The organism is Cernens ardua (assembly GCF_051251085.1).
In the GTDB taxonomy this organism is placed as follows: Bacteria; Pseudomonadota; Gammaproteobacteria; order Pseudomonadales; family Halomonadaceae; genus Cernens; species Cernens ardua.
In genome coordinates this window covers 271,461-284,578 of the sequence record NZ_JBPCZH010000004.1, presented here as the reverse complement: position 1 = coordinate 284,578, position 13,118 = coordinate 271,461, and the positions used below count along the sequence as shown (strand labels likewise).

Here is a 13,118-nt window from a genome sequence, read left to right as displayed (position 1 = left end):
GGTTCTTTAACAACAGCTACGTCCAATCGCATCAGGATGAACAAGCTATCAATGTGATAACCGAAGCACAGACATCATCGCAATACCGGATTATCAAAGGCCATGGATTCACCAAACCTTCATTCCCAAGAACCGGTCCCTTTGGGACCAGTCCCTGGATCTTTCCGCAGGTTATAAGCTGAAGTAGCGATTACACGCTGTAGTACAGCTCGTACTCAACAGCACTGGGCACCATGCGAACAGCGTTTACTTCTTCCATTTTCAGATCGATATAGGCTTCGATCATGGATTCAGTAAATACACCGCCTGCGGTCAGGAATTCATGGTCTTCTTTCAGTGCATCAAGTGCCTGCTCCAGACTGGAAGCCACCGTCGGCACCTGGCTGGCTTCTTCCGGAGGAAGATCATACAGGTTTTTGTCCAGCGCATCGCCAGGATGGATTTTGTTCTTGATACCATCGATACCAGCCATCAGCAGTGCAGAAAAGGCCAGATAAGGGTTAGCGGTCGGATCAGGGAAGCGCGTTTCTACACGTTTGGCCTTGGGGCTGGACGTGTAAGGGATACGCAGGGAAGCAGAACGGTTACGGGCACTATAGGCCAACATTACCGGTGCTTCGAAACCGGGAACCAGACGCTTGTATGAGTTGGTAGACGCATTGGTGAATGCGTTCAATGCACGCGCATGCTTGATAACACCACCGATGTAGTACAGGGCTGTTTCAGACAAGCCAGCGTATTCGTCGCCCGCGAACATGTTTTCGCCGTCTTTCCAGAAAGACTGGTGAACATGCATACCTGAACCGTTATCACCTGCCATCGGCTTGGGCATGAAGGTCGCCGTTTTACCATAAGCGTGTGCCACATTGTGGATCACATACTTCATGGTCTGAACTTCATCCGCCTTTTTAACCAACGTGTTGAATTTAACACCAATTTCGTTCTGGCCTGCGTTAGCCACTTCGTGGTGGTGAACTTCAACAGACTGCCCCACTGCTTCCAGCGTGTTGCACATCATTGCACGCAGATCGTGGAATGAATCGACCGGAGGTACGGGGAAGTAGCCACCTTTGACACGCGGACGGTGAGCCATGTTGCCGTCTTCGAAATCTTCGTCGGTCGCCCAGGCGCCTTCTTCCGAAGAGATCTTGAAAGACACTTCATTCATGCTGTTCTTGAATTTGACCTGATCGAAGATAAAGAACTCAGGCTCAGGGCCGAAGAATGCAGTATCACCCAGGCCGGTGCTTTTCAAATAGGCTTCGGCACGTTTGGCGATAGAGCGGGGATCACGCTCATAGCCTTGCATGGTAGCAGGTTCAATGATGTCACAACGGAGTGTAATAGTGGCATCTTCGGTGAAGGGATCCAGATAGGCTGTACCGTCTTCAGGCAACAGAATCATGTCGGATTCGTTGATACCTTTCCAGCCGGCGATGGAAGAGCCATCAAACATCTGTCCGATTTCAAAGAACTCGTCATCAACCGCGGAAGCAGGAATAGTGACATGCTGTTCCTTGCCCTTGGTATCAGTAAAGCGAAGATCGACCCATTTGACGTCATGTTCTTCGATGAGGGCAAGCGTCTTCTCTGACATTGTAGTCTCCAATCACTAACGTATTAACTTGATCGCCTGAAACAGCAGATAACTCACGATGGCATTCCACCGCACAACATCATGCTGACCGACACTGCCGATTAAGGCTCGTGACATAGCGCCTTTAAATCCACACCATGCACCTGAATGACAGGCTTGTATTACACAGTACCCGATACAAACTTGCAGCTTCATTGGCTACATGTCGAATATAACCAGTTCCTGTTACATTTGTCTGGATGCATCACATCATTTGTGACGGATGCTGGTTCATGTGTTCTTTTTTGATGCATGGAGTATGCCAGAATGACGCATTTCAATAAAAAGACATGCCAACTCATTGATTAAAAGAATGATTTGGCTTATACGAAAATCATTCTTTGCTTCCATCGGGCCCATTTCCATAGGAGACACGCCCTTAAAAAAACGGTTTGCACCAAAATATCCCAAAAAAATATTTTTTACGCACCAAAAGCGAACACATTAAAAATATCGCCACGTCTTACTCACCACATGACTGTCTCCGTGTAGCGATTAAATTGTGCCTATTTCAGACTATTGATGCTTAACCTGCTTACACTTTTCCAACATAATGCGCAATAAGCTATGACGAAAGGCTAACTACGCGTACAATATGGCCTCTTATTCCACGGACACTCGGTTGCGGAACTTCTTAAAGTGTGTGCATGTCCGTGTACATGAACAAGGATCACGAACATGTCAGACCAAGAACTAGACCCAAGAATCAAGAATCTTCGCAATATTGCGATCATCGCGCACGTTGACCATGGTAAAACCACACTGGTCGATAAACTTCTGCAGCAGTCAGGTACGCTTGACCGCCGTACCGAAGGTCAGGAGCGCATCATGGACTCCAATGACCAGGAAAGAGAGCGCGGTATTACCATCCTCGCAAAAAATACCGCTATTCAATGGCATGATTACCACATCAATATCGTGGACACCCCCGGACACGCTGACTTCGGTGGTGAAGTAGAACGTGTCATGTCGATGGTGGATTCGGTGCTTCTTCTGGTTGATGCAGTGGATGGCCCGATGCCCCAGACCCGCTTCGTTACCCAGAAAGCATTTGATCAGGGGCTGAAACCCATCGTTGTGGTGAACAAGATTGACCGCCCGGGTGCCCGTCCTGACTGGGTTATTGACCAGATCTTCGATCTTTTCGATAACCTCGGCGCCAGCGATGAACAGCTCGACTTCCCGATTATCTATGCCTCCGCATTGAACGGCTTTGCCGGTCTGGACCCGAACGATATGGCTGAAGACATGACCCCCATGTTCCAGGCTATCGTCGATATCGTCGAGCCACCCAAAGTAACACTGGATGGCCCATTCCAGATGCAGATTTCTGCGCTGGACTACTCCAGCTATGTGGGTGTTCTCGGTGTAGGCCGCATCAAGCGTGGTTCGGTCAAACCCAACCAGCAGGTTTCCATCATTGATATTGATGGCAAAACGCGCCGCGGCAAAGTCGGTCAGGTAATGACTTACCTCGGGCTGGAACGGGTTCAGACAGAAGAAGCCACGGCTGGTGACATCATCACCATTACCGGACTGGATGAACTCGGCATCTCCGATACCATTTGTGATCCTTCTGCGGTGGAAGCACTTCCTGCGCTCACGGTGGACCAGCCAACAGTCTCCATGACCTTCCAGGTGAACGATTCACCCTTCTCCGGTCGCGACGGTAAATTCGTAACCAGTCGTAATATCAAGGAGCGTCTGGACGAAGAGCTGATTCACAACGTGGCGTTGCGTGTGGAGCCGGGTGACTCTCCCGAGAAATTCATTGTTTCCGGACGTGGTGAACTTCACCTCTCTGTACTAATCGAAACCATGCGCCGCGAAGGTTACGAGCTGGCCGTTGGTCGCCCGGAAGTCATCATCCGCGAAATCGATGGTGAGAAACAGGAACCTTACGAAGAAGTCATTATTGACTGTGAAGAGCAGCATCAGGGCTCTGTCATGGAAGAGCTGGGCTACCGCAAAGGTGAGCTGACCAACATGAACCCGGATGGTAAAGGGCGTGTGCGTTTGGACTTTATCATTCCAGCGCGTGGCCTGATCGGCTTCCGTGGCCAGTTCCTGACCCTGACCTCAGGTACCGGTATTCTAACCAGCCGTTTTGATCACTATGGCGCACTGAAACCTGATGCGACCATCAAACGTCGTAATGGTGTACTGGTGTCCATGGCAACCGGCAAAGCCCTGGCCTATGCGCTCTACACGCTGCAGGATCGCGGCAAACTGCTGATTGGTCATGGTGAAGAAGTGTATGAAGGTATGTTGATCGGTATCAACAACCGTGCCGATGACATGGTCGTGAATCCGACCAAGGCGAAGAAACTCGATAACATGCGCTCCTCCGGTGCTGATGAAGCGCTGGTGCTGACGCCGCCGGTTAAATTCACGCTGGAACAGGCTATCGAATTCCTTGACGATGATGAGTTGGTGGAAGTAACGCCCAACCACATTCGCCTGCGCAAGAAACACCTGACCGAAAACGAGCGTAAACGTGCTGGACGTAACGGCTAATCGAGTAAAAGCCTGTACAAGCCAACGCTAAACAAAGGCGGCGTCCCTGTTAAAGGGATCGCCGCCTTTTTTGTAGCCACATTTTTTCAAAACGTGATTATTTTTTCTTGAGATCAACCAGCCGCAGATAGGGTTTCACCGCTTCCCAACCTTGCGGGAACAGTTTCTTCGCATCTTCATCTTTCACCGAAGGGGCAATAATGACGCGGTCACCTTCGTTCCAGTTAACCGGTGTAGTAACTTTCTCTTTGTCGGTCAACTGAAGACTATCCAGCACGCGGAGAATTTCCCTGAAATTACGGCCGGCACTGGCAGGATAAGTGAGAATCAGGCGAATTTTTTTCTGTGGATCAATAATAAAAACTGAACGAACCGTCGCCGTATTATCGGCATTGGGATGAATCATGTCATAGAGTTCAGCAACCTTATGATCCTTATCCGCTAACAGAGGAAAATTCAGGTTCGAACCAGAAATATCCTTGATATCAGCATCCCATTTTTCATGATCGCTCAATCCATCCACTGACAAACCAATCGGTTTGGTATGACGTTTGTCCCATTCAGGTTTTAAATGGGCCACTTCGCCCAGTTCAGTGGAGCACACAGGGGTGAAATCAGCCGGATGAGAAAACAGGATGGCCCAATGATCACCAATCCAGTCATGAAAATGAATTTCCCCTTCTGTACTAATCTGAGTAAAGTCAGGGGCAGTGTCGCCCAAACGCAATGTCATTATCCTTTCTCCTACTCACACTGGCAGGCACAACGCGGCGTGCCAATACATTAATATTATCGTTCAGCAGTAACGACGATTTCATCCTCACCATTCATTTACCTGACTATCAATTGGATAAGGCTTTCTGTTCCATTTACTATCCGAGCGATAAACATGCGCCGTACAAGAATGTAAAAAAGCGTCCCAATATGTTGGCGCGATATAGACAATCTGCCAAACAACAAGATTGTCTAAGCAAATGCTCAACGTATATATAACGCATAAACTGCATCCAAAACGGAAATCGATTCGATATCGGCAGCCAAATATGATCACATAAAGTAGTCACATCGCTACAAAAGCCAGAAGAAGATTTAGTACCTTGCTTCAGGTTAGGCGCGGGCATAATGATCATTGTTGTAATCGTTAGCGATATGGGCCAAGCATCATGGGGGTGCAAATTAATCACAACAAGCGCATTATATTAAAATAAAATTAAAATAATCATGCTGCTATATCGAAAATAGCTATACCGATTGCAAGGCTGTCTTTTTCAACAACACCTTATCGAATAACAACTGATGACATATGAGAGAGAGAAAATGACTAAAGCTTCAGACCTTCTCGTTGCAGCGCTGGAAAACGAAGGTGTCGACAGGATTTATGGCATACCCGGCGAAGAAAATCTGGATATAGTGGAATCCATCCGCAACTCATCCATTACATTGACCATCACTCGCCATGAACAGGCGGCTGCCTTCATGGCGGCAACACATGGTCGTCTGACAGGTAAACCGGGGGTTTGCCTGACGACGCTTGGTCCGGGTGCCTTGAATCTGACCACAGGTGCAGCGTATGCACACCTTGGTGCAATGCCAATGATTATGCTGACTGGGCAAAAAGGCATTCTTTCCGAGCGTCAGGGGCGCTTTCAGATAGTCGACATTGTTTCCACCATGCGCCCACTGACCAAAATGTCGCGTCAGATTGTCTCTGGAAAAACGATTCCTACACTGATACGCGATGCCTTCCGTGTTTCTACTGAAGAGCGTCCGGGGCCAGTACTACTGGAGTTGCCGGAAGATATTGCCAGAGAAGACGTACCGGATCCTCATTTGATCCCCCCTCACGATTTTACCCCTTCGATTGCTGCTAATAGCGCACTGGATGCAGCGGCTGCTCTTTTGAAAGATGCAAAACGCCCGTTGGTCATGTTAGGCGCGGCAGCCTCACGTCCGCGATTGGTAGGGAAGCTGAACGAGTTTTTTGCTCAAACACGTATCCCGTTCATTACCACACAGATGGGCAAGGGTGCTGTCAGTAATATGAGCGATCTTTACATGGGAACGGCTGCACTGAGTGAGCGGGACTATGTCCATGATGCCATCGATGCGGCGGACCTGATCATTTCTGTCGGTCACGATACCGTCGAGAAACCACCTTTCATCATGGGTGAAAACGGGCCTCAAGTCGTACACATCGGTTATGAACCGGCACATGTCGAATCTGTTTATTTCCCTCAGACAGAAGTCATCGGTGATATCGGCAATGCATTAACTCGCCTGGCAGAAAAGGTGAAGGACCATTTACCCAATGCAGGGGCGCTGTTGTCACTACGTGGGAATATTCTGCAGCATATTCAGCAACATGCGACTGACGAACGTTGGACACCCCAACGTGTAGTAGCGGATATCCGCTCCGTCATGCCCCGAGATGGCATCGTTACGCTGGATAACGGTATGTATAAAATCTGGTTCGCCCGCAACTATCGAACCGATATGGCCAACACCCTGTTACTGGATAATGCGCTGGCCACCATGGGCGCCGGTTTGCCTTCAGGCATCGCTGCTGCATTGCTATGCCCTGAGCGTCGTGTACTGACTGTCAGTGGCGATGGGGGATTCATGATGAACAGTCAGGAGCTTGAAACCGCCGTACGTCTGAAACTCAACCTAGTCAATCTCATCATCGACGATAATGCCTATGGAATGATTCGCTGGAAACAGGCTGTGGATAAATTCCCCGATTTTGGCATGACATTCAGCAATCCGGATTTCGTCCGTTATGCTGAATCCTTCGGGGCGAAAGGCACCTTTGTTTCCGACATTGCCGATTTCAAAGGGGCATTGGAGCAGGCCTTCGAAGAAGGGGGGGTACAAATCATCGCTATCCCCATTGATTACAAGGATAATATTAGCGTCCTGATTGATGAGCTAGAACATCACGAAGCAGAAGTAAGTAACGCCTGAAATATTCAAGCCTCATTTTTGCCTAATATACATTTTTCGAAAGCGACATAAAAAAAGACTCGCGACTTAGTGATCGCGAGTCTTTTTATGAATCCATAACGACGTAAAACATTTCGATTTCAACGCGTTACCAAAGTTCAAAACATATTGAAGACTAAAATACACACATCTATCAACAGTATCGAACAACGGCTCTTTTACTATCAGGTACTACAACGGTGTCACCTTCGTTCAATTGTGAACGAATATCCTCAATAGTATTCTTGTCGTCAACACCGATAACTTCGGCAATAGAGCTCTTGTCGCCATCTCGTTCTACCACTCTCATGCGGACATCAGCGCCATGATAACGAGCAGTGATAATACATCCCATTTTAGGTTGTTTTCGTGTATTTCTACGTGATGAAAACAAGCTAGACGCCGTATTCTTGAAGGGGTTATCCCAATCAATTTTACGTACATTCATAAAAACGCCCTTAAACGATGAATTTCACATTCACAACAAAACGTATCAAGAGGACTGCCAGCCCTACCATAAACCTCTAGCGGCTTGAGATAAAACACCCCAAGTACATCAATTCCGAACGTCATCCATGCTCTTTGAATTGATGCGACTGACCAGCGGACAACAGCCCACTATTTCACTAAGCACTATCCCATTCATTCAGAACGGCCCTATACGAGACAGCGCAAATAGGAAACATAGTTCCTCAGGTTCAAAAAGCCAGAAAAAACGTAGTACAGATTGAAAAAAAGCAATCGCGCGAAGATACGCCCAGTGATAACAACTATCCAGTAGAGATTGTCTTCCATGCAAAATACGCATAGACCAGTTAATAAAGTGAATAAAAGAACCGAATCATTCAGTCGTGACATGGATAGACGCACTATTTAAGGTTAACGTTAAAACGATAGCTCATTCCTATTGAACGGTATGTATCCGTTGCTAACGAGATAAGCCACCCATATACGAGAGCCCTATGACGATGCCCCACTTTACTCCAGCCGTTGGCCCCTATGTTAAACACGTCTCCTCCTTGGGCCATTATCAAAAGCGACGTCGCCCAATGCCAAGGCTTACATACAGCGTCCTTGTCCTGTTGGCTTTCGTGCTTATCACATCCCTGGCGGGGTGTGCCTCCAATCCTCCTCTACAAATCAATGATCATCCACTGAATTTAAAGGGCCTCTCGTATCGTCAGGCAGCGATTGTCTCAACGGCACATAAAATGCTTGGGGTGCCATACCGTTGGGGCGGCAATACGCCCGGAGGCGGGCTGGATTGCAGTGGGCTTGCGGATCTCTCCTATCGCTCGGCGGGCCTCAGCCTCCCCCGCACCAGCAATGAACAATACCATGCCGTACGTCGTGTCAAAGTAGCTCAACCGGGAGACCTGCTGTTTTTCGGGTATGGTTCTACCGCGACGCATGTAGGAATTTACCTGGGGCGAAACCTGATGATTCATGCCCCCGGGCGAGGCAGAACCGTAGAGTATGCCCATCTCAATTACCCTTATTGGAAAGAGCATTTTATTGGTGCAGGCTCCCTTACACACTAGATACCACAATTTTCAGAAATCAATTATTTGAAACTTAAAATCCATCTTAGGTCTGATAGTTAAACGCTCCCAATCCATGCTCATATTGTCTACAATAACAAGAGTTCCTTAACGATAGACCTTCCTAAAATGCGGTCTGCAACTGTAGGCTGATATAACGAAAAGACAGGAAAGAGAGATGAGTCAAACGATAGCAGTAATCCGTGGTGACGGTATTGGCCCTGAAATCATGGATGCAACGCTCGAAATACTGGATACCCTCGGTCTGGACTTCAACTATGACTATGTTGAAGCCGGCACGACTGCCCTGGAGTCCCAGGGAGAACTCCTTCCGCAAGCAACACTGGACGCCATTGAGCGTCATGGCGTTGCCCTCAAGAGCCCTCTGATGACTCCTGTAGGCCGTGGTTTCAGCTCTATCAACGTACAATTACGTCGCCATTTCGACCTGTACGCCAACGTTCGCCCAGCAATTAGCTTCCCGAATACAAAATCCCGCTACAGTGATATTGACCTGATCACAATTCGTGAAAATACCGAAGGTGCCTATCGTGCCGAAGGTCAAACACGGTCGGAAGATGAAGCACGTTCGGAAATCGTAGTCACTCGCAAAGGCTGTGAACGTATTGCACGATATGCTTATGAACTGGCCAAGGACCTGGGACGCAAAAAGGTCACGATTGTTCACAAGGCAAATATTATTAAAAGTGCCTCTGGTATGTTTTTGGATATCGCCAAGGAAGTCGGCGAAGAATATCCGGGCATCGAAACAGACACCATGATTGTGGACAATGCCTGCATGCAGTTGGTGATGCGTCCAGAGCAGTTTGATGTGATTGTCACTACCAATTTATTTGGTGATATCCTGTCTGACCTCTGTGCTGGTTTGGTAGGCGGTTTGGGGCTGGCCCCCGGCGCAAATATTGGTAAAGATATCGCCATCTTCGAAGCTGTACACGGCTCGGCGCCTGATATCGCAGGCAAAGGGCTGGCAAACCCTTGCGCTCTGCTTCTGGCTGCCGCACAGATGTTGGACCATCTGGACAAAAAGGCAGAAGGTGATCGCCTACGCAAGGCTATCGTCGATACATTGGCAGCCAAGGATAACCTTACTGCCGACCTGGGTGGGAAGGGTACAACCCAAAGTTTTGCCAAGGCGATTGCAAGCCGCCTGTAATCGGGTCTGTAACGCGCCTTGTTTATACAGTAGGCTCGACCCAATACATTCGAGTATTCTCAAGGCGGCGTAAGAGAGATGAAAAAGCGACTGTTCCCTATACGGAGCAGTCGCTTTTTTATTACTGGTTCCCATCGAGCCAGAATCAACCGATCTTGAAGGGAACCGAAGTGGCCGGCGCACTGGAGAACCAGGAGCCAATGGTCGAGAAGAATCGAGAAATCAAACCTGCACGCTCGACAGGCTCAGTGGCAAAGACAGGTCCGCTGGAAATGACATGATTTCCCAATGAAATCTGGTATTTACCGACGACCTGCCCCGACTTGATCGGGCCTTCCAAATCGGCATGATTCGCGATGATTGTACCTTTCAGGCGGTTAGCTGGAATACTGTTGGGCATCGAAAGAACAAGATTACGATCAACCGTCACACCCACACTGTTTTCACTGCTTTTCACCAAGGGTAGTTGGCCAATGGGAACACCGGCACTCGCTACATTCACGTCATAAAAATAATTATAGGCGTAATCCAACAGTTTATTGGCATCCTGAAAACGACGGTTATAGGTATCGGTCCCAAGCACAACGGCAAAGATACGGTGAGAGCTACCGTCAGCATTGGGGCGGTGTTCTGAAGCAATCACGCAGTAACCTGCCGCCTGCGTGTAGCCGGTTTTCATACCATCAATATTACTGTGGGGCCCCACCAGTGCATTGGTCGCTTCACCGTGGAACGTTCCCCATTTGAATGAGGGTTGTGACGAAATCTGAAAATACCCCGGGAATTCGTTGGCTACTGTCATGGCAATCTTGCTGAGGTCTCGTGCCGTTGAGTAGTGACCCGCCTCTGTTAATCCATCAACATTTTCGAAGTGCGTGTTATGCATGCCAAGGCTTCGTGCCGTCGCATTCATTTTCGCAACGAAATTATCAAGGCTTCCTGCTTCGGCAATCGCAAGTGTTACTGCTGCATCATTGGCTGACACAATGATCAACCCATGCATCAGATCATTCACAGACACCTGCTGCCCGGGAATCAGGTACATGCGAGAAGTATCAGAACCCAACTGTCTGACAGCCTGAGGAACCGTTACCATTTCATTCCAGTGGAGCTGTCCCGCTTCAATCGCGCGATACACCACGAGAGTGGTCACCAATTTGGTTAGAGACGCAATAGAGCGACGCTGATCCGGATTATGTTCAGCCAGCGTTTGCCCCGAATTACCATCAATCAATATCCAGGAGGGGGATTCAACACCCAAAGGAGCTTCCTGTGCCTGAGCCAAAGACGTCATGGACAGCATGACCGGCAACAGCAGGAAGGAAACGATAAACCCGATAAGACGAGATGGACTGAAAGGAAAATGTATTTTGATAGGCTGGGACGAAAAAGAGAGGCTCATCAAGGGATCACAGTCATTTAAGGTAATTTTAAAGTTAGCCATCATAATAGCGTGACTTCGATTCACCTTCGAGGAAAACCTGAAAATTTTCTCCACATACACGATTTATTGACATTCCCAAGGGCTATTTTTCTTAAAATCGGCTTGAAAACACGATCCAACTTCGACGAACGAGATTCAAACCATGCCAAGCAAACGCATCAGTCCCTTTCTGCTGGAAATGGGAGTCAGCGTACTACTGCCTTATCTTGTTTATGACTGGCTATCGCCTTCTGTGGGAAATACCCATGCGCTGATCATATCTGCCATTCCTCCTATTATCTGGTCATTGGTCCAAATCATTCGTGAAAAACGCATCGATGCAATATCCATCTTCGTGATCGCAGGTATCGCTCTTTCCCTACTTGCAATGGCGGGGGGTGGTTCAGCCAAATTCTTGCAAATCAGGGAAAATCTCGTTAATGCCCTCATTGGCCTGTTTTTCCTTGGATCGGTACTGATCAAACGCCCTCTTATACTTGTACTCGCCCGAGCACAGATAAAAGCACGTAATCCGGAGCATATTGCCCAATTCAATCTGGCAATGAAGCATCCTCAAAAACGTCGCCCACTGATCCTGATGACGCTTGTATGGGGAGCAGGCCTGATACTGAGTGCACTGCTCTCCTGTGCTCTGGTCTTCATGATGAGCATCGGCACTTATATGATTGTTTCTCCAGTGGTAGGGTACGGAATATATGGCATACTTATTCTTTGGACAGTGTGGTATTCAAAAAGGCTAAAAAAGCGCTAGTTTCCCGAGTGGAAACTCACCCACTGTATTCACACCATTGCGTGCCCGAATTGCCATTTCCCTGCCATTCATGATGGAAGTGACACATACCGAGGCCTTTACACTATGGCAAAGCCACTTCATACCCTGACGAGCATCGCGACCACCGCATTGGAGGGTGACTTATCGGACAAACTTTCGCTCATTGCGAAAGCAGGATTCGAGGGCGTCGATATTCACATTACCGATATTGAAAGTAGTCGGCTGGATGTCCGACAAATAAAAGAGCAACTCGATACCCTCGGACTTACGCCCATCTGCCTACAGCCCCTGCAAGAATTCACGGGGATGGGTGACTATTCAGAGCAAAGTGAGCGTTTGGCGTACTTTTTCTCGATTATGGAGGTGCTGGAGACAGACCTTCTTCTAATGAGCAGTACCAGCAATGCCAAGGCCAATCCGAACCCGCTACGGCACAAGGCCGATTTGCATGCTGCTGCTGAATTGGCGCAGGCACGCCAAAAACGCATTGGGTATGAGGCGTTGGCCTGGGGCCATACCATTTATAGCTATTGGCAGGCCTGGAAGATCATCGAGGAGCTTGATCATCCCGCACTAGGGCTGGTCATTGATAGCTTTCACCTGTTGTCTCGCAATGATCCGCTGGATCACCTATATCATATTCCTGCAGATCGGTTGTTTCTGGTACATCTGGCGGATGCCCCCAATAGGGACGTTTTCCTGGGACAATGCCATGATGATGTATGTAAGCGACAATTGGCAGACTGGAGCCAGCACGGTCGAAGGCTACCGGGATCAGGAGAGTTCAAGCTCGACACCTTTTATCAAGCCCTGTTCGAGATCGGCTATCAAGGCCCTGTTTCGCTCGAAATCTTCAGTGATCGCCATCGTAAGGGAACTTCAGAAAAATGGCTAAAAGAAGCCTACGCAAGCATGCAAAGCAGCACCTATCCTATCTTTGGCACATGAATCAAGCCCTGCACGGCACGCCTGCGGGTGATGACATAGCCTACAACTAGCCGTTTGCCGTACTTGTATGAGCTAGCCAGCAGGTCACTGCTTATCCGTAG

10 protein-coding genes are annotated in these 13,118 nt (G+C 48.5%); 6 read left to right on the top strand and 4 right to left on the bottom strand.

Annotation, left to right across the window (positions count from 1 at the left end):
- Window positions 1-190: 190 nt before the first annotated feature.
- Entirely contained in the window at window positions 191-1,597 is a 1,407-nt protein-coding gene (gene glnA, locus LMG33818_RS09275) for a glutamate--ammonia ligase (RefSeq protein ID WP_442323097.1), read from the bottom strand.
- Window positions 1,598-2,314: 717 nt separating this feature from the next.
- On the opposite strand from glnA, the gene typA reads away from it, so the two are divergent.
- A complete protein-coding gene (gene typA, locus LMG33818_RS09270; RefSeq protein ID WP_442323096.1) occupies window positions 2,315-4,153 on the top strand; it encodes a translational GTPase TypA in 1,839 nt (612 codons plus the stop codon).
- Between the two features lie 97 nt (window positions 4,154-4,250).
- Here the strand turns inward: typA and LMG33818_RS09265 are convergent, their stop codons facing one another.
- Entirely contained in the window at window positions 4,251-4,886 is a 636-nt protein-coding gene (locus LMG33818_RS09265; RefSeq protein WP_442323095.1) for a peroxiredoxin, read from the bottom strand.
- Window positions 4,887-5,470: 584 nt separating this feature from the next.
- Between LMG33818_RS09265 and LMG33818_RS09260 the strand changes: the two genes are divergently transcribed.
- Complete coding sequence (locus LMG33818_RS09260) at window positions 5,471-7,117, top strand: acetolactate synthase large subunit (RefSeq protein WP_442323094.1); 1,647 nt, start codon at window positions 5,471-5,473, stop codon at window positions 7,115-7,117.
- Between the two features lie 172 nt (window positions 7,118-7,289).
- Here LMG33818_RS09260 and LMG33818_RS09255 read toward each other — a convergent pair whose 3' ends face one another.
- Entirely contained in the window at window positions 7,290-7,583 is a 294-nt protein-coding gene (locus tag LMG33818_RS09255; protein ID WP_442323093.1) for a hypothetical protein, read from the bottom strand.
- Between the two features lie 514 nt (window positions 7,584-8,097).
- On the opposite strand from LMG33818_RS09255, the gene LMG33818_RS09250 reads away from it, so the two are divergent.
- Window positions 8,098-8,676, top strand: coding sequence for a C40 family peptidase (locus LMG33818_RS09250; protein WP_442323092.1), 579 nt, complete (start codon window positions 8,098-8,100; stop codon window positions 8,674-8,676).
- 178 nt (window positions 8,677-8,854) lie between these two features.
- A complete protein-coding gene (locus tag LMG33818_RS09245; protein WP_442323091.1) occupies window positions 8,855-9,853 on the top strand; it encodes an isocitrate dehydrogenase in 999 nt (332 codons plus the stop codon).
- A gap of 145 nt (window positions 9,854-9,998) precedes the next feature.
- On the opposite strand, the gene LMG33818_RS09240 is transcribed toward LMG33818_RS09245, so the two are convergent.
- Window positions 9,999-11,255 (bottom strand): D-alanyl-D-alanine carboxypeptidase family protein, encoded by a 1,257-nt coding sequence (locus tag LMG33818_RS09240; RefSeq protein ID WP_442323090.1) that lies wholly within the window; start codon window positions 11,253-11,255, stop codon window positions 9,999-10,001.
- A 184-nt stretch (window positions 11,256-11,439) separates the two neighbouring features.
- On the opposite strand from LMG33818_RS09240, the gene LMG33818_RS09235 reads away from it, so the two are divergent.
- Window positions 11,440-12,048: a VC0807 family protein gene (locus LMG33818_RS09235; protein ID WP_442323089.1), complete on the top strand. Its 609-nt coding sequence runs from the start codon at window positions 11,440-11,442 to the stop codon at window positions 12,046-12,048.
- Window positions 12,049-12,153: 105 nt separating this feature from the next.
- On the top strand, window positions 12,154-13,017 hold the full coding sequence (locus LMG33818_RS09230) for a sugar phosphate isomerase/epimerase family protein (RefSeq protein WP_442323088.1): 864 nt from the start codon (window positions 12,154-12,156) through the stop codon (window positions 13,015-13,017).
- Window positions 13,018-13,118: the final 101 nt, after the last annotated feature.